Annotated in this window: 21 protein-coding genes; 11 read left to right on the top strand and 10 right to left on the bottom strand. The window is 70.7% G+C overall.

The features are described 5' to 3' along the window. Nucleotides 1–77: 77 nt before the first annotated feature. Complete coding sequence (locus CSR00_RS03700; protein WP_099021046.1) at nt 78–701, top strand: TetR/AcrR family transcriptional regulator; 624 nt, start codon at nt 78–80, stop codon at nt 699–701. Here the strand turns inward: CSR00_RS03700 and CSR00_RS03695 are convergent. Then, nucleotides 698–1273, bottom strand: coding sequence for a VOC family protein (locus CSR00_RS03695; RefSeq protein WP_099021045.1), 576 nt, complete (start codon nt 1271–1273; stop codon nt 698–700). The two genes, CSR00_RS03700 and CSR00_RS03695, sit on opposite strands and share 4 nt — an antisense overlap. 133 nt (nt 1274–1406) lie before the next feature. On the opposite strand from CSR00_RS03695, the gene CSR00_RS03690 reads away from it, so the two are divergent. From CSR00_RS03690 to CSR00_RS03670, 5 genes are all read left to right on the top strand, one after another. Continuing rightward, nucleotides 1407–1976: a TetR/AcrR family transcriptional regulator gene (locus CSR00_RS03690; protein WP_099021068.1), complete on the top strand. Its 570-nt coding sequence runs from the start codon at nt 1407–1409 to the stop codon at nt 1974–1976. Next, complete coding sequence (locus CSR00_RS03685) at nt 1977–3056, top strand: alpha/beta hydrolase (RefSeq protein ID WP_176561886.1); 1080 nt, start codon at nt 1977–1979, stop codon at nt 3054–3056. Next, nucleotides 3032–4024 carry a 2-hydroxyacid dehydrogenase gene (locus CSR00_RS03680; RefSeq protein WP_245905812.1) on the top strand — a complete coding sequence of 331 codons (993 nt, stop codon included), beginning with the start codon at nt 3032–3034 and terminating at the stop codon, nt 4022–4024. The genes CSR00_RS03685 and CSR00_RS03680 overlap by 25 nt, the downstream gene beginning before the upstream one ends. A gap of 81 nt (nt 4025–4105) precedes the next feature. Continuing rightward, nucleotides 4106–6325: an acyl-CoA dehydrogenase family protein gene (locus CSR00_RS03675; RefSeq protein ID WP_099021044.1), complete on the top strand. Its 2220-nt coding sequence runs from the start codon at nt 4106–4108 to the stop codon at nt 6323–6325. A 74-nt stretch (nt 6326–6399) separates the two neighbouring features. After that, the gene (locus CSR00_RS03670; RefSeq protein ID WP_099021043.1) at nt 6400–7953 is read left to right on the top strand and encodes a GGDEF domain-containing protein; all 1554 of its coding nucleotides are present in this window, start codon (nt 6400–6402) and stop codon (nt 7951–7953) included. Nucleotides 7954–7970: 17 nt separating this feature from the next. Here the strand turns inward: CSR00_RS03670 and fadD2 are convergent, their stop codons facing one another. Continuing rightward, nucleotides 7971–9653, bottom strand: a complete 1683-nt coding sequence (gene fadD2 / locus CSR00_RS03665; protein ID WP_099021042.1) for a long-chain-fatty-acid--CoA ligase FadD2 — start codon at nt 9651–9653, stop codon at nt 7971–7973. A 65-nt stretch (nt 9654–9718) separates the two neighbouring features. Between fadD2 and ligD the strand changes: the two genes are divergently transcribed. Genes ligD through CSR00_RS03650 form a run of 3 tightly spaced genes read left to right on the top strand, consistent with a single transcriptional unit; the run spans nt 9719 to nt 12673 of the window. Continuing rightward, on the top strand, nt 9719–10921 hold the full coding sequence (ligD, locus tag CSR00_RS03660) for a non-homologous end-joining DNA ligase (RefSeq protein ID WP_099021041.1): 1203 nt from the start codon (nt 9719–9721) through the stop codon (nt 10919–10921). A 2-nt stretch (nt 10922–10923) separates the two neighbouring features. After that, nucleotides 10924–11340: a nuclear transport factor 2 family protein gene (locus CSR00_RS03655; protein ID WP_099021040.1), complete on the top strand. Its 417-nt coding sequence runs from the start codon at nt 10924–10926 to the stop codon at nt 11338–11340. Nucleotides 11341–11362: 22 nt separating this feature from the next. Beyond that, complete coding sequence (locus CSR00_RS03650; RefSeq protein WP_099021039.1) at nt 11363–12673, top strand: acyltransferase family protein; 1311 nt, start codon at nt 11363–11365, stop codon at nt 12671–12673. A 5-nt stretch (nt 12674–12678) separates the two neighbouring features. Here CSR00_RS03650 and CSR00_RS03645 read toward each other — a convergent pair whose 3' ends face one another. Genes CSR00_RS03645 through CSR00_RS03635 form a run of 3 tightly spaced genes read right to left on the bottom strand, consistent with a single transcriptional unit; the run spans nt 12679 to nt 14685 of the window. Next, nucleotides 12679–13221, bottom strand: coding sequence for a peroxiredoxin-like family protein (locus CSR00_RS03645; RefSeq protein WP_099021065.1), 543 nt, complete (start codon nt 13219–13221; stop codon nt 12679–12681). Between the two features lie 52 nt (nt 13222–13273). Further along, nucleotides 13274–14164: a LysR family transcriptional regulator ArgP gene (locus CSR00_RS03640; RefSeq protein WP_099021038.1), complete on the bottom strand. Its 891-nt coding sequence runs from the start codon at nt 14162–14164 to the stop codon at nt 13274–13276. 2 nt (nt 14165–14166) lie between these two features. Next, nucleotides 14167–14685 (bottom strand): hypothetical protein, encoded by a 519-nt coding sequence (locus CSR00_RS03635; protein WP_099021037.1) that lies wholly within the window; start codon nt 14683–14685, stop codon nt 14167–14169. 146 nt (nt 14686–14831) lie between these two features. Between CSR00_RS03635 and CSR00_RS03630 the strand changes: the two genes are divergently transcribed. Both CSR00_RS03630 and CSR00_RS03625 read left to right on the top strand, forming a co-directional pair. Further along, nucleotides 14832–15233 carry an ArsR/SmtB family transcription factor gene (locus CSR00_RS03630; protein WP_099021036.1) on the top strand — a complete coding sequence of 134 codons (402 nt, stop codon included), beginning with the start codon at nt 14832–14834 and terminating at the stop codon, nt 15231–15233. Beyond that, nucleotides 15230–16270 carry a cation diffusion facilitator family transporter gene (locus CSR00_RS03625; RefSeq protein ID WP_099021035.1) on the top strand — a complete coding sequence of 347 codons (1041 nt, stop codon included), beginning with the start codon at nt 15230–15232 and terminating at the stop codon, nt 16268–16270. Before CSR00_RS03630 ends, CSR00_RS03625 begins: the two co-directional genes overlap by 4 nt. Before the next feature lie 28 nt (nt 16271–16298). On the opposite strand, the gene CSR00_RS03620 is transcribed toward CSR00_RS03625, so the two are convergent. The 5 genes from CSR00_RS03620 to CSR00_RS03600 all read right to left on the bottom strand — a co-directional run bounded on the left by CSR00_RS03620 (nt 16299) and on the right by CSR00_RS03600 (nt 21864). Further along, complete coding sequence (locus CSR00_RS03620) at nt 16299–17354, bottom strand: substrate-binding domain-containing protein (RefSeq protein ID WP_099021034.1); 1056 nt, start codon at nt 17352–17354, stop codon at nt 16299–16301. Nucleotides 17355–17437: 83 nt separating this feature from the next. Then, a complete protein-coding gene (locus CSR00_RS03615; protein WP_099021033.1) occupies nt 17438–18475 on the bottom strand; it encodes an ABC transporter permease in 1038 nt (345 codons plus the stop codon). Further along, nucleotides 18472–20043: a sugar ABC transporter ATP-binding protein gene (locus CSR00_RS03610; RefSeq protein WP_099021032.1), complete on the bottom strand. Its 1572-nt coding sequence runs from the start codon at nt 20041–20043 to the stop codon at nt 18472–18474. Before CSR00_RS03610 ends, CSR00_RS03615 begins: the two co-directional genes overlap by 4 nt. Next, nucleotides 20036–21103 carry a zinc-dependent alcohol dehydrogenase gene (locus CSR00_RS03605; RefSeq protein ID WP_099021031.1) on the bottom strand — a complete coding sequence of 356 codons (1068 nt, stop codon included), beginning with the start codon at nt 21101–21103 and terminating at the stop codon, nt 20036–20038. The genes CSR00_RS03610 and CSR00_RS03605 overlap by 8 nt, the downstream gene beginning before the upstream one ends. Next, nucleotides 21097–21864 (bottom strand): SDR family NAD(P)-dependent oxidoreductase, encoded by a 768-nt coding sequence (locus CSR00_RS03600; RefSeq protein WP_099021030.1) that lies wholly within the window; start codon nt 21862–21864, stop codon nt 21097–21099. The genes CSR00_RS03605 and CSR00_RS03600 overlap by 7 nt, the downstream gene beginning before the upstream one ends. Between the last annotated feature and the right edge of the window lie 13 nt (nt 21865–21877).

Below are 21877 nucleotides of genomic sequence, written 5' to 3'. Positions count from 1 at the left end.
TCCACCTGTCCCCAGAAAGTGAAAACGTTTGTTTCCTAATATTGCCCGCGCCGCTCGACGAGTGTCAAGATGTGTCCATGGCCGATCCCGGTGCGCGCCCCTACCGCGGTGTCACCGCGGGCGTACGGCACGCCGAACGCCGGCGCCGGTTCCTGGCCGCCGGCCTGGACCTGCTGGGGGCCGAACCGCCCGTCGAGCTCACGATGCGGGTGATCTGCCGGCAGGCCGGGCTGAGTCCGCGCTACTTCTACGAGAACTTCACCGACAAGGACGAATTCGTCGCCGCGGTGTTCGACGACGTCGTGGCGACCCTGGCGGCGACCACCCAGGCCGCGGTCGCCGCCGCCCCTCCCGCCGAGCAGAACCGGGCCGGCATCGCCAACATCGTGCACAGCATCGAGTCCGATCCCCGGGTGGGCCGGCTGCTGTTCAGTGCCCGGCTCTCCAATGCGGTGCTGCTGCGCAAGCGCGCCGAACAGGGCGGGCTGTTCGCGATGCTGTCCAGCGAGCACATCCAGTCCGCGCTGCGGGTGGCCGCCACCCCCCGCATCGCGGCGATCGCCCACTTCGTGGTCGGCGGCGTCGGCGAGACCCTGAGCGCCTGGCTGGCCGGCGCGGTGGGGTTGAGCGCCGAGGAACTCGTCGACCAGCTGACCTCGACGATCGACCGGCTCAACGAGCCCCGGCTGTTCCGGGCCTAACGGCCGGCCGGCACCCTGCGGTCGGCGGCGGTGCGCGGCACGGTCACGGCGTCCTGCTCGGTGAACTCCTTTGTCCAGCAGGCGAACTCCAGGGTGATGCCGTCGGGGTCGTGGAAGTAGAACGAGCGCACGTAGACCCCCGGATGGAGCTCCCGGGAGGCCTGCATCGGGCTCTCGTCGTGGTTGAGCACCGGCCCGACCCGCACCCCCTTCTCCTTGAGCCGCCGGCGGTACTCGTCGAACTTCTCCTCCGGCACGTGGAAGGCCAGGTGGTTCATGGTCGAGACCGCGCTGACGATCTCCCCCAGCCCCGGCAGCGCGTCGGGTGAGGACACCCCGGGCACCCGGTCGGGGGCCTCGGCGAACCAGAAGAACGCCACGCACGATCCCCCGCCGGCGTCGAAGAAGAAGTGCTGACCCAGTCCCCCCGGCAGGTCCAGCGACTTGATCAGCGGCATACCGAGGACCCCCGAATAGAAGTCCACGGTGCGCGCCATGTCCGAGCAGACCAAGGCGACGTGGTTGATGCCGCCGAGTTCGAATTCCGGGTTGGTGTTGTCCGGTTTGATCACGGGTTGACCACCTCCTGGTCCGTACGTGAAACTGAATCTAACATCAGATTCAGTTTGAGCCCAGCCCTCACACCGACCCGGAGGACATCACCCAGTGGCCGCCACCGCCCGCGGCATCCGCACCCGGGCCGCCATGGACGCCGCGGCGCGCACGGTGGTCGCCCGCAAGGGAATCCTGGCGGCCACCGTCGCCGACATCGCCGCCGAGGCCGGCAAGTCCACGGCGTCGTTCTACAACTACTACGACTCCAAGGAGGACATGGTCCGCCAGTGGGCGCTGCGGTTCCGCGACGAAGCGGGCGAGCGCGCCCGGGGCGTCACCGCCCACGGCCTGTCCGACCGGGAACGGGTGCACCGGGCCGCCACCGCGCACTGGAACACCTACCGGCACCGGCTCGCCGAGATGATCAGCGTCTCCCAGCTGGCCATGATCAACGACGACTTCGCCCAGCACTGGGCGCAGATCTGCGCCGGGCCGGTCGAGTTCATCACCGAGACGGTGGTGCGGGCCCAGGCCCGGGGCCACTGCCCCGGCGACGACCCGCACCTGCTGGCCGAAGCGATCGTCTCGATGCTCAACCAGTTCTGCTACACCCAGCTCGCCGGCGGCGCCGACCCCGACGACACCGCCTGCATCACCACCCTGTCCAACGTCTTCTACCGCGCCGTCTACGGCACCGACCCACCCGAGGAGGACAGCTGAATGGACGACCCCGACGTGGTCCGTGAGTTCGTCGGCCTGGAGTCGCCCACCGCGGCCCGCGCCGGCGCCGGAGGGCATCCCTGCCAGGGCCTCTACCACCGCGCCCGGGGCGGGGCCCCCAGGATCGCGATGATCGCCACGCACTACCAGATCGACTTCTCCGAGCACTATCTCGCCGAGTACATGGCCGCCCGCGGCATCGGCTTCCTGGGCTGGAACACCCGTTTCCGCGGCTTCGAGAGCAGCTTCGTGCTCGACCACGCGCTGATCGACATCGGCGTGGGCGTGCGCTGGCTGCGCGAGGTCGCGGGCGTCGACACCGTCGTGCTGCTGGGCAACTCCGGCGGCGGCTCGCTGATGGCCGCCTACCAGGCCCGCGCGCTTCAGGACCCCGACCTGCCGGCGGCCGACGGTTACGTCGCCAGTGCCGCCCACCCCGGCCGGCCCGACGTGCTGACCGCCTGGATGGACGGCGCCGTCGTCGACGAGAACGACCCGGTGGCAGGCGACCCCGACCTGGACCTGTTCGACGGGCGCAACGGCCCGCCGTTCTCCGAGGACTTCGTGCGGCGCTACCGCGCCGCGCAGGTGGCCCGCAACCACGCCATCACCGACTGGGCCGAGGCCGAGCTGGCCCGGGTGCGCGCCGCGGGCTTCTCCGACCGGCCGTTCACCGTCATGCGGACCTGGGCCGACCCCCGCATGGTGGACCCCACGCTGGAACCCACCGGCCGCGAGCCCAACCTCTGTTACGCGGGCACCCCGGTGAGGGCCAACCGCTCCACCCGCGGAATCGCCGCGGCCACCACGCTGCGCAACTGGCTGGGCATGTGGAGCCTGCGCACCGCACGGACCCGCGCCGAGCCGCACCTGGCCCGGATCGAGTGCCCGGCGCTGGTGATCAACGCCGACCGCGACACCGGGGTGTTCCCGTCGGATGCCCGGCGCATCCACGACGCGCTGGCCGGCACCGACAAGCAACTGTGTTCGATAGACACCGACCATTACTTCACCACCCCGGGGGCACGCGCCGAACAGGCCGATACCATCGCCCAGTGGATAACGACACGGTGGCATTGAGAGTTCTCGCCCATTTCCAGCCCGGCACCAAGGTGGAGGAACGGGTGGCCGCCGAGTCCGACTGGCTCGACGTCCACTGGGTGCCCGCCGACGACGACGAGGCCTTCTACCGGGAACTGCCCGAGGCCGACGTGCTGTGGCACGTGCTGCGCCCGCTCTCCGGCGAGGACCTGGCCAAGGCCAGCAAGCTCAAACTGGTGCACAAGCTGGGCTCCGGGGTGAACACCATCGACGTCGACACCGCCGCCGAACGCGGTATCGCCGTGGCCAACATGCCCGGCGCCAACGCCGACTCCGTCGCCGAGGCCACCGTGCTGTTCATGCTGGCCGCGCTGCGCCGGCTGCCCGAACTGGACCGCGCCACCCGTGAGGGCCGCGGCTGGCCCGCGGACCCGACGCTGGGCGACCGGGTGCGCGACCTGGGCGCCTGCACCGTCGGCCTGATCGGGTACGGCAGCGTCGCCAAGCGGGTCGAGCAGATCCTGAAGTCGATGAACACCGTGGTGCTGCACACCAGCACCCAGCGCGACGAGTACAACACCGCCTGGGTCTCGCTCAACGATCTGCTGGCCAAGAGCGACATCGTGTCGCTGCACCTGCCGCTGACCCCCGAGACCGAGGGCATGATCAGCCGCGAGGTCCTGGCCAAGATGAAGCCGGGCGCGATCCTGATCAACACCGCACGCGGCGACATCGTCGACCAGGAGGCCCTGGTGGAGGCGCTGACCAGCGGGCAGCTGGCCGGGGCCGGCCTGGACGTGTTCGCCGAGGAGCCGGTGAGCCCCGACAACCCGCTGCTCAAGCTCGACAACGTGCTGCTCATGCCGCACGTCAGCTGGCTGACCGCCGACACCATGGAGCGCTACCTGGACGCGGCGATCAGGAACTGCCGGCGCATCGTCGAGGGCAAACGGCCCTACTTTCTGGTTGTCGACCGCGCCGCCGAGGACTCCGACAGCCCCTCGTAACGACCGGGGCCCCCGGGTAGGCTCGTTGCCCAACCGACCGGTTATTTGAACTCCGGTCATGTGAACGAGGGAAGGGCAACGATGCCGATCGCGATCACTCCCGAACACGCCGACCTCGCCGAATCGGTGCGCTCCCTGGTCGCCAGGGTTGCGCCGTCGGAGGTGCTGCACGAGGCGCTGGAGACCCCGGTCCCCAACCCGCCGCCCTACTGGAAGGCCGCGGCCGACCAGGGACTGCAGGGTGTGCACCTGGACGAGTCCGTCGGCGGGCAGGGCTTCGGCATCCTCGAGCTGGCGATCGTGCTGGCCGAGTTCGGCTACGGCGCGGTGCCCGGCCCCTTCGTCCCGTCCGCGATCGCCAGCGCGCTCATCGCCGCGCACGACCCGACATGCGAGCCGCTCACCGGCCTGGCCTCCGGTGAGACGATCGCCGCCTACGCCATCGACTCGGGCCTGACCGCCACCCGCCAGGGCGAGGACGAGTCCGGGGCGGCGCTGGTCATCCGCGGCGAGGTCCGCGCCGTGCCCGCCGCCGCCCAGGCCTCCCTGCTGGTGCTGCCCGTGGCCATCGACTCCGGTGAGGAGTGGGTGCTCCTCGACGCGGACACCCTGGAGATCGAGCCGGTCGCCGGCCTCGACCCGTTGCGCCCGGTCGCCCACGTGCGGGCCAATGCCGTCGAGGTGGGCGACGACCGGGTGCTCACCAACCTCAGCCGCGACGCCGCGCACGCGTTGATGTCGACGCTGCTGTCGGCCGAGGCCGTCGGGGTGTCCCGCTGGGCCACCGACACCGCCGCCGAATACGCCAAGATCCGCGAGCAGTTCGGCCGCCCGATCGGCCAGTTCCAGGCGGTCAAGCACAAGTGCGCCGAGATGATCGCGGTCACCGAGCGCGCCACCGCGGCGACCTGGGACGCCGCGCGCGCCATCGACGAGGCCCGCGCCGGTGACCCCGCCGGTGATCGGGACAGCGCACACGTCCCGTTCGCCGCGGCGGTGGCCGCCACGCTGGCCCCGGCCGCGGCCCAGCACTGCGCGCAGGACTGCATCCAGGTGCACGGCGGCATCGGCTTCACCTGGGAGCACGACACCAACGTCTACTACCGCCGGGCACTGCTGCTGGCCGCCTGCTTCGGGCGCGCCGCGGACTACCCCCAGCGGGTCTTCGACACCGCCACCACCACGGGCCTGCGTGGCATCGACATCGACCTGGATCCCGACACCGAGAAGCTGCGGGAGGACATCCGCGCCGAAGTCGCTGCGCTGAAAGCCATTCCGCGCGAGGAGCGCACCACCGCGATCGCCGAGGGCGGCTGGGTGCAACCGCATCTGCCCACGCCGTGGGGCCGGGCCGCCACGCCGATCGAGCAGATCATCATCGCCCAGGAGTTCTCCACCGGTCGGGTCCGGCGGCCCGCGATGGGCATCGCCGCCTGGATCATCCCGTCGATCGTCGCGTTCGGCACCGACGAGCAACAGCAGCGGTTCCTGCCGCCGACGTTCCGCGGCGAGATGATCTGGTGCCAGCTGTTCTCCGAACCCGGCGCCGGTTCGGACCTGGCCAGCCTGACGACCAAGGCCACCAAGGTCGACGGCGGCTGGCGGATCACCGGCCAGAAGATCTGGACCACCGGCGCGCAGTACTCGCAGTGGGGCGCCCTGCTGGCCCGGACGGACCCGTCGGCGCCCAAGCACAACGGCATCACCTACTTCCTGCTCGACATGGCCGCCGACGGCGTGGAGGTCAAGCCGCTGCGCGAGCTGACCGGCAACGCGATGTTCAACACGGTCTTCATCGACGACGTGTTCGTCCCCGACGAGATGGTCCTCGGCGAGGTCAACCGGGGCTGGGAGGTCAGCCGCAACACCCTGACCGCCGAGCGGGTCTCGATCGGCAGCAGCGAGCCGCCGTTCCTGCCCAGCCTGGACAAGTTCGTCGACCACCTCCGCGAGGCCCAGCTCGACCAGATCGGACAGAACCACGCCGGCCAGCTGATCGCCGAGGGCCATGCGGCCAAGCTGATGAACATGCGCTCGACGCTGCTGACCCTGGCCGGCGGGGATCCGATGCCCTCGGCCGCGATCTCCAAGCTGCTGTCGATGAAGACCGGGCAGGGCTACGCCGAGTTCGTGGTGTCCACGTTCGGCACCGACGCCGCCATCGGCGACGAATCCACCCCCCAGGGCACCTGGAACCAGTACCTGCTGGCCAGCCGGGCGACCACGATCTACGGCGGCACCTCCGAGGTGCAGCTCAACATCATCGCCGAGCGCCTGCTGGGGCTGCCCCGCGATCCCTAGGCCGGAAGGGTTCCCCTCCCCCGCCGCGCGGGTACAGACTGTCTTCCTGGTGACGATCTGCCGGCAGGGGAGGCATGGCTGACACGGAACTCTCGGTGCTACGCACGCTGGTGCGGATCTCCCACGCCGTGCTGCGCGCCGAGTACTTCGACGAGGTGGTCGAGGTCATCGCCGAGCAGGCACTGATCGCCCTGGCGGCCGCGTCGCTGTCGATCAGCCGCTGGGACCGCGAGACCAACACCCTGCGGACGTTGATCAACGTCGGCGACCTGGGCGCGGGCGAGCAGCCCTGGCCCGTGCACGAAACCTACGCCGTCCCGGACTATCCGCACGTCGCCGCGCTGCTCGAGCACCACCGGCCCTTCGTCAACGCCATCGACGACGAGACGGCCGAGCCCTCCGCGCGGGCCCTGCTGCGCGAGCTCGGCAAGGAATGCGAGCTGGGGGTCCCGGTCGTCTACGACGGGCAGACCTGGGGCGAGATCTGGGCCACCGGTACCGACGGCCGCCGGTTCGGGCCCGGCGACGTGGCGTTGCTGCGGGCCATCGCCGCGCACACCGCCGTCGCCTTCGGCCGTTCCGAGCAGTTCAGCACGATCTGGAACTACGCCCACCAGGACCCGCTGACCGGGCTGGCCAACCGCCGCGCCCTGGACCGGCGGTTGCTGGCCATCGGCCCGGACACCGGGGAGCTGGTCTGCCTGATCTGCGACGTCGACGGGTTCAAGGACGTCAACGACAACGACGGTCATGCGGCCGGGGACGCGGTGCTGCGCACGGTGGCCGGCATCCTGGACAGCGCCGCCGCGCAGTTCCCCCGGTCCTTCACCGCCCGCCTGGGCGGTGACGAATTCTGCGTGCTGCTGGCGCAGGCCACCCCGGCCGACGCGGAACGGTTCGCCCGCACCGTCGGCGAGATGCTGCGTGCGCGCGACGGTGACCGCCTCACCATCAGCTGGGGCGCCGCCACGGCCGAACCCGTCACGACATCGGGCCAGCACCTGCTGGCGGCCGCCGACGCGGCGCTGCTGACCGCCAAGCGGCTCGGGCCCGGGCGCTTCAACGCGGGGACGCCGGTGCCACCCCGCCTGCCCGGCACCATCGGCGCGCGCCGCCCCTCCCACGACGACCTCGTGCCCAGAGTGCTGGGGATCCTCGACCGGCTCGGCAGCTTCGGCGTGCTCGACGCGCTGGAGATCCTTGCCGTCGAGGCGCACCGGCAGGCCGGCGCGGCGGGCTGGTCAGTGTCGATGACCCCCCGCGACAGCGACGAACTGCACACCGTCCGGGGTGTCAACACCGTGCGCGACCACGACTCCGGCCTGTCCGTCGTCGTGCCGGTTCCCGGCGACGCCTACCGGATCACCGACTACCCGGCCACAGAACGGGCCATCGTCACCGGTGTGCCGTTCATCGCCGATGTCGCCGTGGGCGACTCCGATCCCGAGGAGGTGCGCCTGCTGCGGGAGTTCGGCTACCGGGCCGTCCTCGGCGCCGGCGGCAGGCACGACGGACGCGCGCTGCTGCTGGAGATCTACTCCGGCACCGGGCACACCGAACTGGCCGCCGTGGCGCCCCATGTCCGGGTCCTCATGCGCTACTGCCTGACGACGGCCCGCCCCACCTGATCTCTGCTGCGTGACCCCTACTTGATCTCGATGTCGCGCAGTTCGCGTTTGAGGATCTTGCCGGTGGGGTTGCGCGGCAGCTCGGCGAGGAAGATCACCTCGCGCGGCACCTTGTAGCGGGCCAGGTGATCCTTGACGTAGGTCTTGATCGCCTCCTCGTCGACGGTGGCCCCCTCGGCCTTGACGACGAAGGCGCGCAACCGATGTCCCCAGTCCTTGTCCTCGACACCGAGCGCGGTGGCCTCGACGACCTCGGGGTGGCCGCTGATCAGATCCTCGACCTCGGCCGGGAAGACGTTCTCGCCGCCGGAGACGATCATCTCGTCGTCGCGGCCGCTGACGTAGAGCAGGTCGTTGTGGTCGAAGTAGCCGACATCGCCCGAGGACATCAGGCCGTCGATGATCTGCTTGCCGCCGCCGCCGGTGTAGCCCTCGAACGGGAAGGTGTTGCCGACGAAGATCCGGCCCACCTCGCCCTGGGGCACCTCGTTGCCGTTGTCGTCGAGGATCTTGACCTTGACGCCCTTGACGACGGGCCCCACCGTGGCGGGGTTCTTCTGCAGGTCCTGCGGGCGGGCGATGGTGGCGAAGGCGATCTCGGTGGAGCCGTACAGGTTGTAGACCACCGGCCCGAGCGACTTGATGGCCCGGGTGGCCAGCTCGGCGCCCAGCTGCGAACCCGAGACGAACACGATCCGCAGGCTGGACAGGTCCGGGCGGCGTTCCATCTCGTCGAGGGTGTCCAGGATGCGCGAGAGCATCACCGGCACCACGACCAGGCCGGTCACCTTGTGCTTCTCGATGTCGGCGAGCACGGTGGCGGGCTTGAACCGCCTGCGCAGCACCAGCGTCGAGCCCAGCATCATCGCGATGGTCGCGTGCAGGAACCCCAGCGCGTGGAACATCGGGGCCGGCAACGAGGTCACCTCGTTGGCCTTGAACGGCACATGCGAGAGGATGCCACCGATCGGCGCCAGCGACGGCGGTGTGCTGCGGTTGGCACCCTTGGGCGTGCCGGTGGTGCCGCTGGTCAGGATGATGATCTTGGTGTGTTTCTCGGCCCTGGGCGCCGGGGTGGTCTTGCTGCGCGCGATCAGCTGCTCCAGCGTCTCGTCGCTGGATTCGCTCGGCTGATCGGGCTTGTCCGGGTTCCTGCCCAACGCCCGCAGCTTGCCCAGCGGCGGTTCGGCCTTGGCCACGGCCGCGGTGTACTCGTCGTCGTAGATGACCAGCTTGGCGCCCTCGCGCTCGGAGACCTCCTTGATCTGCGGGCCGGAGAACTCGCTGTTGAGCAGGATGACGCGGGCACCGACCCGGGCGGCCCCGTACAGCGCCACCAGGAACCAGCGGTGGTTGCGGATCAGCAGCGCGACCCCGTCACCGCCCTTGACCCCCATGGCCGCCAGCCCGTTGGCCGTGGCGTGGGCGGCCCGGTCCAGTTCGGCGAAGGTCATCTCCCCGTCGTCGTCGATCACGGCCAGACGCTCGGGGGTGCGGCGCGCATTGAGCGCCGGGATCATGCCGAACTCGCCCCAGCGGCGGATGTCGGCGACCATGGCCGCGAGGTTCTGCGGTGCTTCCAGCTTCAGGGCGCCGGATTCGAGCATCTTCCGGGCGTAGTGAAGTTCGGCGGCACCACGCTCGGCATACTGCTGCATCAGTGCGGCCGCCTGGAACGGGAGGTCGGTCAGCTTGGGCATGGCCACACTGTATGTGACATAGGTCGCAGTACGGCTCGGAACAGCGACGGAACTACCATGCAGGGATGGCCCGTCCGCTGGTGCTGGAGGTGGACGGCCGCGAGGTGGGCGTCACCCATCCCGACAAGGTCGTTTTCCCCGATGCGGGGGTGAGCAAGCTCGACCTGATCCACTACTACCTCGCGGTCGCCGATGGCGCGCTGCGCGGTGTCGCCGACCGCCCGATGATCCTCAAACGCTTCGTCAAGGGCATCTCCGAGGAGGCGGTCTTCCAGAAGCGGGCCCCGCAGAAGCGCCCGGACTGGATCGAGGTGGCCGAGCTGAAGTACCGGTCGGGCACCTCGGCCAAGGAGGCCGTGCTGCGCGACGCCGCCGGGCTGGTCTGGGCGGTCAACCTGGGCTGCGTGGACCTCAACCCGCACCCCGTGCGCGCCGACGACCTCGAACACCCCGACGAGCTGCGGGTGGACCTGGATCCGATGCCCGGCGTCGAGTGGGGCCAGATCGTCGACGTGGCGCTGGTGACCCGCGAGGTGCTGGCCGATCACGGGCTGACCGGCTGGCCCAAGACGTCGGGATCGCGGGGTTTCCACGTCTATGCGCGGATCACCCGCGACTGGGCCTACCGGCAGGTGCGGCTGGCCGCCGAGACGGTGGCCCGCGAGGTGGAGCGCCGCGCCCCCGGACTGGCCACCAGCCGCTGGTGGAAGGAGGAGCGCCGCGGGGTGTTCGTCGACTTCAACCAGAACGCCAAGGACCGCACGGTGGCCTCGGCCTACTCGGTGCGTGCGCTGCCCGACGCCCGCGTCTCCACCCCGCTGACCTGGGACGAGGTCGGCGTCTGCCGGCCCGAGCAGTTCACCGTGGCCACGGTGCCGCGCCGCTACGCCGAGCTGGGTGACCCGTGGGAGTCGATGGACGAGCACGCCGGCGGCCTGACCGCGCTGCTGGCCCTCGCCGAGGAGCTGGGCCCCGCCGAGAAGGCCCCCAGGGCGGACAAACCGCCGCTGATCGAGGTCGCGCGCACCAGAACCCGGCCCGAGGCGATGGCGGCACTGGACACCTGGCGCGCACGCCACCCCGACACCGCGGCGCGGCTGGATCCCGCCGACATCCTCGTCGACGGCATGCGGGGCCCGTCGTCGATCTGGTACCGGATCCGGATCAACCTGCAGAATGTGCCCGAGGAGCTGCGTCCACCGCAGGAGGACTTGCTCGCCGACTATTCACCGTGGCAGAACTATTCGGGTCCCCGACGAACGGAGTAACCATGTCATCGCCGACACCGCCGACACCGCCGACACCGCCCATCGTCGAGCGCTGGCTCGAGTTCGTCGGCAGCGGCGACCCGGGCCGGCTCGACGAGCTGCTCGCCGAGGACGCGGTGTTCCACTCCCCCGCGGTGTTCACCCCGCAACGCGGGCGCGCGGTGACCAAGGCGTACCTGTCGGCGGCGGAGAAGCTGTTCTCGGGTGCGGATTTCCGCTATGTCGGGCAGTGGTTCGCCGAGCGTTCGGCGGTGCTGGAGTTCACCGCGAACCTCGACGGCATCCTCGTCGACGGGGTCGACATGATCACCTGGAACGACGAGGACGAGATCGTGGAGTTCAAGGTGATGATCCGTCCGTTCAAGGCCATCCAGGCGGTCATGCCGCGGATGGCCGAGCTGCTCCAACAGCCCGCCTGAGGCGGCCGGGCGCCGGAGCCGAATGAACACCGCACAGCCGTCCACCCCGGCCCGCAACCTGGCGATCGACTTCTACCGGGTCTTCGGTGTCGTGATGATCGTCTACGGCCACTGGCTGCTGGCCTGCATGACCTACAGCGACGGGACGTTCAACCGGATCGACCCCCTGCAGGTGATCCCCTTCACGCAGTGGCTGACCTGGCCGTTCCAGCTGGTGCCGCTGTTCTTCGTGGTCGGCGGGTACGCGGGGGCGCTGTCGTGGAGGCGCTGGCACGACGAACGGGGCGGGACGCGCCAGGACTGGATCCGCCACCGGATGACCCGCATGCTCGGGCCGACGGGCATCTACGTCGGGCTGGTCCTGGTGGTGATGGCCGTGCTGATCCCCGCCGGGGTGCCCGGCGCGAACCTGGATTTCGCCGGTTGGGCGGTGGCGCTGCATCTGTGGTTCCTGGCCATCTACACGCTGGTGACACTCACGACGCCGCTGGCGGTGGCCGCGCACCGCCGGTTCGGGCTGTGGGCGGTGGCCGCGCTGACGGCGGCGGTCGCCGCCGTCGACGCGCTGACGCTTTTCGGCAGCGTGCCCGCCTACCTCGGTGCGGTCAACTACCTGTTCGCCTGGGGCGCGTTCTACCAGCTGGGGATCGCCTGGCGGGGCGGTCTGATGATCGGCCGGCGGCCGGCGGTCCTGGCGCTGGGCTCCGCGGTGGCGCTGGCGCTGCTGCTGGGGCCCGGCCCCTACCCGCCGAGCATGATCGGGGTGACCGGGGAGGCGATCAAGAACACCACCCCGCCGACGGTCGCGCTGTTGGCGTTCGGGTTCACCCAGGCGGGCCTGGCCATCTGGGCGGCCCCGGCGCTGGACCGATGGCTGCGGACACCGTTCAAGCAGCGGGTGCTGGCGTTCGGGAACGCCAACGTGATGGCGCTGTACCTGTGGCAGCTGATCCCCGCGGTGGCCGTGTCCCTGGTGGCCTATCCGACCGGGCTGTTGCCGCAACCCGAGGTCAACACCACGGCCTGGTGGCTGGCCCGGCTGGAGTGGCTGGTGGTGTTGACGGTGGTCACCGCCGCGGAGATGGTGCTGCTGGCCTGGCAGCGCAAACGCGTCTCGGCACCCCTGCCGACCGCCCCGGTACCGGTGCCGCGCCCGCTCATCGAGCCGCTGCTGTACGCCGGCGGGCTGATGGTGGCGGTCGCGCTGCTCGGCTTCACCGCGTCGGGCTTCGCCCCCGGCGGCCACTTCCCGGTGGTGATGGCGGCGCTGTTCGCCGGCGGAACCGCCCTGGTGGCGCTGCGGCCCAAACAGCCTGCCCACCAGCTCAACTAGCCGGTTCAGCCAGCGGACTGCGACGCCAGGGCCAGCAGTTCGTCCACCGACCACTGGTCGTCGGCGTGTGCACCGTACTTGCGGGCCAGCACCGTGCCGTCCCCGGCGATCAGGAAGTCGGCGGGCTTGCCGAGGTGATCCTCCCCGCGGCCGATACCCGCGGTCAGTGAGCGCTGGCCGACGGCGCCGCGGGCCGCGGCCAGCCACGCCCTCGGATGGGCGATCGACGCGGCCGACGACCCGACGCCGAACTCCCGGTACAGCGCGCGGTCGGGGTCGGCGACGACTGGGAACGGCAGGTCACCCTGGTAGGCGCGCAGCGTCTCGGCCGCCGAGTGGAAGGCCACCACCTCGGTGATCCCGGCGTCGCGGATCTCGTTGTGCCGGTGGGCGAAGGACCGCATGTGCAGGTGACATATCGGGCATCCGGCGAACCGGCGGAACTGCAGGTGCACCAACCGCCCGGGAGCGGGCACGTCCACGGTCGTCCCGTCGATCGCGTCGAGCCGGTGGGCCGGGACCCGCTCTCCCACTTCGATGGTCGCCATGGCGCCAGTGAACCACAGGTGTGTGCGCCGGCGTGCGGCCTTGCCCCGTCGGCTACCCGGCCGGGCCGAGCCGGCCGGCGGCCCGCCGCACCGCACGCGTGAGGTCGTGCACCGTCGCGCTGTCGAGCTTCCAGCACTGCCAGTACAGCGGAACGTCGAGGTGTTCCCCGGCGATCCGGACGAAGGACTCCTCGATGATGCCCTCGGGGTACATGCCCCAGCCCAGCCCGGCGCGCACCGCCGCGGCGAAACCCTCCGCCGTCGGGATGTAGTGCACGGGACGGGCGATGTCGTGGCGGAAAACCTTGCGCAGCAACATGTCCTGCAACGCATCCGCGCGGTTCCAGGCCAGCGACGGCGCCCGGCGCGCCGCCTCGGCGGTGAACCCGTCGGGCAGCTGCTCGGCCACATAGTCCGCGCTGGCCACGGGCACGTAGCGCATCGAACCCAGCGGGTGGGCCCGGCACCCGGGCACCGGCGTGCGTTCGGTGGTCACCGCCCCCATCACCACACCCTCGCGCAGCAGCCGCGCGGAGTGGTCCTGGTCCTCGATCCGGATGTCGAAGACCACCCGCGGCAGCAGCGCGAAGACGTCGGTGAACCAGGTGGACATCGAGTCGGCGTTGACGGCCAGGGCCACCCGGGTGCGTTCGGCCGCCCCGCCGCCGAGCTCGCCGAGCACCTCGGTTTCCAGCAGCGCGGTCTGGGCTGCCAGCCGCAGCAGGGGCACCCCGGCGGGGGTGGCCACGCACGGCTTCTCCCGGACCACCAGCACCCGCCCGACCCGTTGTTCGAGCGCCTTGATCCGCTGGCTGACCGCCGACGGCGTGACGTGCAGCCGCGCGGCGGCCGCGTCGAAGCTGCCGAACTCGACCACCGCGGCCAGCGCCGCCAACTGATCGGCGTCGAGCCGGGAACCGTCCGCCGGGGCCGGCCGGGTCACGCTCAGGAGAACAGCGGCTGCTGATCCGGCGGCAGTGGCGCCTCGACGCCCTCCGGGTACACACCGGGCGGCAGCATCGGCATCTGCCGCGTGTTGGGGTCCGGTCCCATCGGGGTGAGCACCCCGAGGAAGTCGCCCGGGGCCGAGTTGAACTCGTTCCACAGATCCTTGACGGCCCCGAGCTGGCCCATGGCCCCGGGCCCTCCGGGTCCGGCGCCGGGCATCACCGGCGGGACGATCGGCGGCCCCGGGGGCAGCGGCGCCCCCGGCGCGGGGGGCAGCGGAGCGCCCGGAGCGGGGGCGGCCATCGGCTGCGCACCCGGCACGGGCGGAACGGCGGGCATCGGCGGGCCGGGCGCCGGCGGGGCCGGCACCGGCGGAACCCCCGGCGGCACCGGGGGCGGCGGGTCGGCGGCGGCAGGCCCGGCCAGGGCCAGCGCCAGCCCGGCGAATCCCCCGATCACGGCCAGCCGCGCAGCCTTGGTCGTCCGTGGCCTCGCGGTGCGGTGCGGTTGGGTCATGAGCCTGTGCCGTTTCTGTCGGGGTACCGGTCTGTCACGAGACTAACGGCTCGTCACAGGGGGCGCGGACCTAACTGTCATTACCCTCTTCGGGCCCGGGCCGGCGATCGTTACCCCGAACTTCCTACGTAGGTTAGTATCTGCGTATGAATGCAGGTAGTGGGACGGGCCCGCCCCTGGAAACCGACCAGGTGAACCTCATCGTCGAGGTCTTCCGGATGCTGGCCGATGCCACCCGCATCCAGGTGTTGTGGGCGATGACCGGCGGTGAGATGTCGGTCAACGAGCTCGCCGAGCGGGTCGGCAAGCCACCGCCGTCGGTGTCGCAGCACCTGGCCAAGCTGCGGATGGCCCGCCTGGTGCGGACCCGGCGGGCCGGCACCACGATCTACTACAGCCTGGAGAACGAGCACGTCCGCCAACTGGTGCTCGACGCGGTGTTCAACGCCGAACATGCCGGCCCCGGGGTGCCCTCCCACCACCGCGCCGATCCGGGCGTGCGGAGCATGACCACCGAGGCTCACCGGCCGACGGCGCCGCCATCATGAGCGCCCCGGGCGAGCATTCCCATTCCCACTCCCACTCCCGTTCCCACTCCCACTCCCACCCCCGGGGTGTGCGGGGCGTCTTCACGGAGATCTTCGCCCCGCACAGCCACGACGCCGCCGACAGCGTCGACGGCGCGCTGGAGTCCAGCCACGAGGGGATCCGCGCGGTCAAGGTCAGCCTGGTGGTCCTCGGGCTGACCGCCGTCGCGCAGATCGCGATCGTCGCCGCCTCCGGGTCGATCGCGCTGGCCGCCGACACCATCCACAACTTCTCCGACGCCCTGACGGCCGTTCCGCTGTGGATCGCCTTCGCGGTGGGCACCAGGGCGGCGACCCGGCGCTACACATACGGCTTCGGACGCGCCGAAGACCTCGCCGGGCTGTTCGTGGTCGCGATGATCGCGTTGTCGGCCATCATCGCCGGCTACGAGGCGATCGGGCGGCTCATCGATCCCGAACCCATCGACAACGTCGGGTGGGTGGCCCTGGCCGGGCTCGTCGGATTCCTGGGCAACGAGTGGGTCGCCCTCTACCGCATCCGGGTGGGCCGGCGCATCGGTTCGGCGGCGCTGGTCGCCGACGGTCTGCACGCCCGCACCGACGGCTTCACCTCACTGGCGGTGCTGTTCGCCGCCGGCGGTGTCGCACTGGGCTACCCGCTGGCCGACCCGATCATCGGACTGCTCATCACCGTGGCCATCCTGGCCGTGCTGCGCAGCGCCGCGCGTGATGTGTTCCGCCGCCTGCTCGACGGGGTGGATCCCGGCCTCGTCGACACCGCCGAGGCCGCGCTGAACTCCCGCCCCGGGGTGAGGGCGGTGCGCAGCGTGCGGATGCGCTGGATCGGGCACCGCCTGCACGCCGACGCCGAACTCGACCTCGACCCCGCCCTGAGCCTGGGCGACGCGCACCGCCTCGCCCACCAGGCCGAACACGACCTCATCCACGCCGTGCCCAAGCTGACCAGTGCGCTCATCCACGCCTACCCCACCGGTGCCACCGACAACGCCGACGAGGGGAAGACACCGGTCGGCTGACCGGGGTCTTCCCCTCGGGGTCGGTCGATCAGGACTGCGGCTGCTGCTGTCCGGGGATGCCCTCGTAGGCGATGTCGCCGGTCTTGAGGTTCTGCTCGGTCAGCGCCACCAGCCCGTCGAGGAACTTCTGCCGCTCGGTCACCACATGCTGCAACGCGACGTCGACGTTGTCCTTGGTGATCGCCGGCATGACGTACACCGGGTCGGTGTTGACCTGCTGACCGCTCACCAGCGCGTCGGCCACCGCCAGGCCCGCCGACAGCTCGACGGTGCCGTTCTGCAGCGAGGTGCCGATGAACTCACCGCTCTGGACCGCCTTCAGACCGTCCTCGATGCCGTCGATCCCCACGATCGGGACGTCGGTGCGTCCGGCCTCGCGCAGCGCCTGTGAGGCACCCAGGCCCATGTCGTCGTTCTGGGACACCACGCCGTCGATCCGGTCCCCGAAGCTGGAGATCCAGTTCTTCATCTTGTTGACGGCCTCGTCGCGCTTCCAGTTCGCGGTGTCCTTGGCCAGCACCGTGATGTCGGGATACTTGGCCAGCACCTGGTCGATACCCTTGCCGCGGTTGATCTCACCGGAACCGCCCAGCGGCCCCTGCAGGACGACGATGTTGCCCTTGCCACCGAGACGGTCGGCCATCATCTGCATCTCCTGCGCGCCGGCCGCGACGTCGTCGGGCTGAACGTTGCCGGCCAGCTGATCGCTGTCGAGTTCGGCGTTGACGGCCAGCAGCGGGATGTCGTGCGACTTGGCGCTGGCGATCTGCGGGGCGAGCGAATCCGCCTGCACCGGAACGACGATGATGGCGTCGACGCCCTGGTTGATCATCGAGTCGACCTGACTGGCCTGGGTCGCGACGTCGTTGTTGGCCGAGTTCCACACCAGCTCAATGTTCTTGGCCTTGGCGTAGGTCTCCATCCCCTCCTTGCCGGCGGTGATGAACGAGCTCATGTCGTACACGGTGACACCGATGCGCTTGGTGTCGTCGTTGGCGGAGGTGTCTCCGGCCCCGCAGGCGGTCAGCCCCAGCGTGACCAGCCCGGCCGAGGCCAGGGCCGCGATCTTGGTGGTGAGTCTCATCAATCTTTCCCTCGTTGGTCGATTGTCGGGTTGTGGCGGTGACTGGAAAGTCTGGAATGCCTGGAAAGCTCTGCGGCACAGTGTCAGGTGCGCCTCCTGGAGGACCAGACGTCGACGGCCACCGCCGCGACGATCAGCACACCCTTGATGACGTCCTGCCAGTAGGCGGGGACGACGAGGATGTCCAGGCCGTTGTTGAGGGTCATGATCATGAACAGGCCCAGCGCGGTACCCCAGATGGTGCCGCGCCCGCCCATCAGGCTGGCCCCGCCGATCACCACCGCGGCGATGGCGTCGAGCTCGTAGCCCTGCCCCAGATTCGGCGGCCCGGAGATCACCCGCGAGGCGAGCATGACCCCCGAGAGCCCGGCCAGCAGACCGGACAGGGCGTAGACGCTGAACAGCACGTTGCGGGCGTTGATACCGGCGATCTCGGCGGCGGCGCGGTTACCGCCGACGGCGTAGACGCGCATACCGTAGGTGGTGCGCTTCATGATGACCGCCAACGCGACGATCCCGACGATCATCAGCAGCACCGGGATCTGCAGTCCCAGGATGCGGGTGTTGGCGATCGTGCCGAACTCGGCGGGCAGGCCGTTGATGGGTGCCCCGCCCCCGATCACGTAGGCCATGCCGGAACCCGCGGTCAGCGTGCCGAGCGTGGCGATGAACGGTGGGACGTTCAGCCGTGACACCAGGATTCCGTTCAGCGCCCCGACGGCCAGCCCCACCAGCATGGCGACCAGCACGGTCATCCACACCTGGCCCGGGTTGGCCTTGGCGGTGGCCGCGGCGGCCATCGCCGACACCGCGATCACGCTGCCCACGGACAGGTCGATGCCACCGGTGAGGATCACCAACGTCTGCCCGAGCGCGATCAGCGCGAACGGGGCGGCCGCGACCAGGATGGTCACCAGGTTCTCCGGCGTGGCGAATCGCGCACTGCGGTAGGAGAAGTAGGCGATCACCAGCAGCATCACGATGACCATGGAGTAGCGCAGCGCGATGCCGCCGAACCAGCCGGGTGAGAACAGTTTGACCGGTTCACCGGTGGTGGCCGAGGCCACGGTGTGCGAGTGTGCGCCGGGCGGTGTGTCCTGTTCGCTCAGTTGGGTGGTCACGATGCTGCCTCCTGGTGGGTGCTTTCCGCGTTGAGGTCCGGCGTGGCGTCCAGGGCGGTGGCGAGCCGGAAGACCGACTCCTGGACGGCGGGGTGGTCGAGGTCGTCGCGGTCGAGTTCGCCGACGACCGCGCCGTCGCGCATCACGAATGCGCGGTGGGACAGGCCGACGATCTCGGGCATGTCCGAGGACGCCATCACCACGGCCATGCCCTGGGCGGCGAACTCGGTGATGATCCGGTAGATCTCCGAGCGGGCGCCGACGTCGACGCCGCGGGTGGGCTCGTCGAGCAGCAGCACGTTGACCTCGCCGGTGAGCCAGCGGGCCAGCACGACCTTCTGCTGGTTGCCGCCGGAGAGGGTGCCGACCTCCTGGCTCAGCCCGTTGGTGCGCAGCCGGACCGAGCTCATCACGTCCGACACCGCCTTGCTGCGCGACCTGCCGCGCAGCCAGCCGGCGACCGAGAACGCCGACAGCCGTGGCAGACAGCCGTTGTCCAGCACGCTCATCGACAGCACGACGCCGTTGAGCTTGCGGTCCTCGGGCACCATCGCCACCCCGGCCGTGATCGCCGCGGCCGGGGCGTTGCGCTTGACCCGCCGCCCGTCGACCAGCACCTCGCCCGAACTGGAGTGGCGGGCCCCGAAAATCGCCTCGAGCAGTTCGGTGCGGCCCGCGCCGACCAGCCCGGCCAGCCCGAGGATCTCCCCGGCCCGGACCGTGAACGACACGGGCCGGCTGGCACCGGCCACCTGCAGCTCGCGTACCTCGAGCACGGTCCGGTCGCCGGGTTCGGGACGCTCGGGGAACAGCGTGTCGAGTTCGCGGCCGATCATCGCGTTGACGATCTCGTCGTCGGTGATCTCGCCGATGGGGGTGTCGACGATCAGGCCGCCGTCGCGCAACACCACCACCCGGTCGGCGATGGCGCGGATCTCGGCCATCTTGTGGGTGGTGTAGACCATCGCCACGCCGTGTTCGCGCAGCTGCCGCACGATCTTGTAGAGCCCTTCGACCTCGCGCTCGGAGATCGCCGAGGTGGGTTCGTCGAGCATCACCACGCGGGCACCGGTACGGGCGGCCTTGACGATCTCGACGATCTGCCGCAGACCCACCGGCAGGCCACCCATCTTGGCCGTCGGGGGGATGTCGACGTCGAAGACGGCCAGGGTCCGGCGGGCCTCGGCGATCATGGCCCGCCGGTTGAGGAACGGCCCCCGGGTCAGTTCCCGCCCCACGAAGAGGTTCTCGTAGACCGTCATGTGCTCGATGGAGGCCAGTTCCTGCGGGACGATCGCCACGCCGCGGCGGACCGCGTCCCGGGTGTGTCCGGGGGCCAGCCGCTCGCCCTGCACCGTGACGGTGCCGGCGTCGGCGGCGTACTGCCCGCTGATGATCTTCATCAGGGTCGACTTCCCGGCGCCGTTCTCACCGGCCAGGGCGGTGACCGTGCCGGGCTGCAGGTCGATGCTGATCCCGTTGAGCACGGGCACGCCGCCGAAGCTCTTGCGGATGTCGCGGCACTGCAGCAGGGCCTCGCCGGCCGGCTGGCTGGTGGCTTCAGTCATGGCGCACCTCCGCACCGCTCGCGGCGGGACCCACGGTGACCAGAATCTTCACGTTCTCCGGGTCCGAGGAGGCGGTGAAGGCGTCGGCGGAGTCGCGCAGATCGAAGGCGGCGCTGATGATCTCGTCGACCGGGACGGAACCGGAGGCGAGCAGGTCGGCCGCGGCGGTGAAATCCCGGCGGACGTACATCAGGCTGCCGATCAGCGCCAGTTCGCGGTCCTGGATGAGGCCCAGCGGCACCGGGACCGCGCCGTCGGCGACGCCGACGACCATGACGGCCCCGCCCTTGTCGACCAGCTCGACCGCCTGGGCCACCGAGCTCTCCCGGGACACGCAGTCGAAGACGACCGCGGCGGGCCCGCCCAGCGCACGCCGGGCCGTGCCGATCGCGTCGGCGGCGGCCGGGTCGAACGTGCCCGCCGCGCCGAGGCGTTCGGCCCGGGCCCGCTTGGACTCCAGCAGGTCGGCGACCACCACGCGGGCGCCGGCGTGGCGCGCGGCCAGCAGCACGAACAACCCGATCGGGCCGGCACCGATGACGACCACCGGCCGCCCGGCCAGGTCGCCGACGGTCTCGACCGCGCGCCGCACCGTGTGCACGGGCGTGGCCAGCGGTTCGATCAGCACCGCGTGCCGGTCGTCGAGATCGTCGGGCAGCGCCACCAACCGGTCCGCCGCGACGGTGAAGGAGTCGGCCAGCCCGCCCGGGGTCTGGCAGCCCAGCACCAGCAGCTCCCGGCAGATGTTGTACCGCCCGTCGCGGCACTGGGGGCAGTGACCGCAGGCCAGGTTGGGTTCGACGGCGACGCGGGTGCCGACCCAGCAGTCCTCGACCCCGGCGCCGACCGCCTCGACGACACCGACGACTTCGTGGCCGGGCCGGTAGGGCAGCTCGATGAACGGGTGCCGGCCGCAGGCGGCGTGCAGGTCGGACCCGCAGATACCGACCACGCTGGTGCGCACCCGGGCCTCGCCCGGGCCCGGATCCCGTTGGGGCACTTCCTCGATGACCACATCGTCGAGGGCGTTGACGACGACGCGGCGGACGGTGGCTACCACGCGGTGTACCCCCCGTCGGCCACCAGCACCGAACCGGTGATGAACGAGGCCGCGTCACCGGCCAGGAACACCACCGCCGGCGAAATCTCCTCGGGCAGGGCGTAACGCTGCTGCGGGGTGTCCTCGATCCAGTAGCGCTGGAATTCGGGCCGGTCGACCGGTGCCATGTCGGTCTTGACGTACCCGGGGGCCACCGCGTTGACGCGGATACCCAGCGGCGCCCATTCGGCGGCCAGCGATCTGGTCAGGTGGTGCACCGCCGCCTTGGAGGCGTTGTAGGCCGGCTGCATCTGCGGGCGGTTGACGATCAGCCCGGACATCGACCCGATGTTGACCACCGATCCCGAGCGCCGCTCGCGCATGTGGGCGCCGACGGCCAGGGAGCACGCCCACAGCGCCTTGACGTTGAGGTCGAAGACGTCGTCCCATTGCTGCTCGGTGACGTCCCAGGAGTCGGCGTGGTAGCAGGTGCCGGCGTTGTTCACCAGGATGTCGATGTGCCCCAGCAGGTTCACCGCGTCGGTGGTCATCTTCTCGACGTCGGCGGACCGGGTGATGTCGGCGGTGATGGGGTGGATCGGCAGTCCGGCGGCCGCGGCGTCGGCGGCGGTCCTCTCGTTGCGTTCGGCGTTGCGCCCGCAGAAGGCGACGGTGGCCCCGGCCTGGGCCAGGCCGGTGGCGAACGCCTTGCCCAGGCCCTGGTTTCCGCCGGTGACCAGCGCGGTGCGCCCGGTCAGGTCGAACGGGGAGCGCGAGCTCATGGGTTCTTCTCTC

The sequence above is a fragment of the Mycolicibacterium palauense genome, from assembly GCF_002592005.1.
GTDB lineage: Bacteria > Actinomycetota > Actinomycetes > Mycobacteriales > Mycobacteriaceae > Mycobacterium > Mycobacterium palauense.
This window is presented reverse-complemented; position numbering and strand designations above follow the sequence as displayed.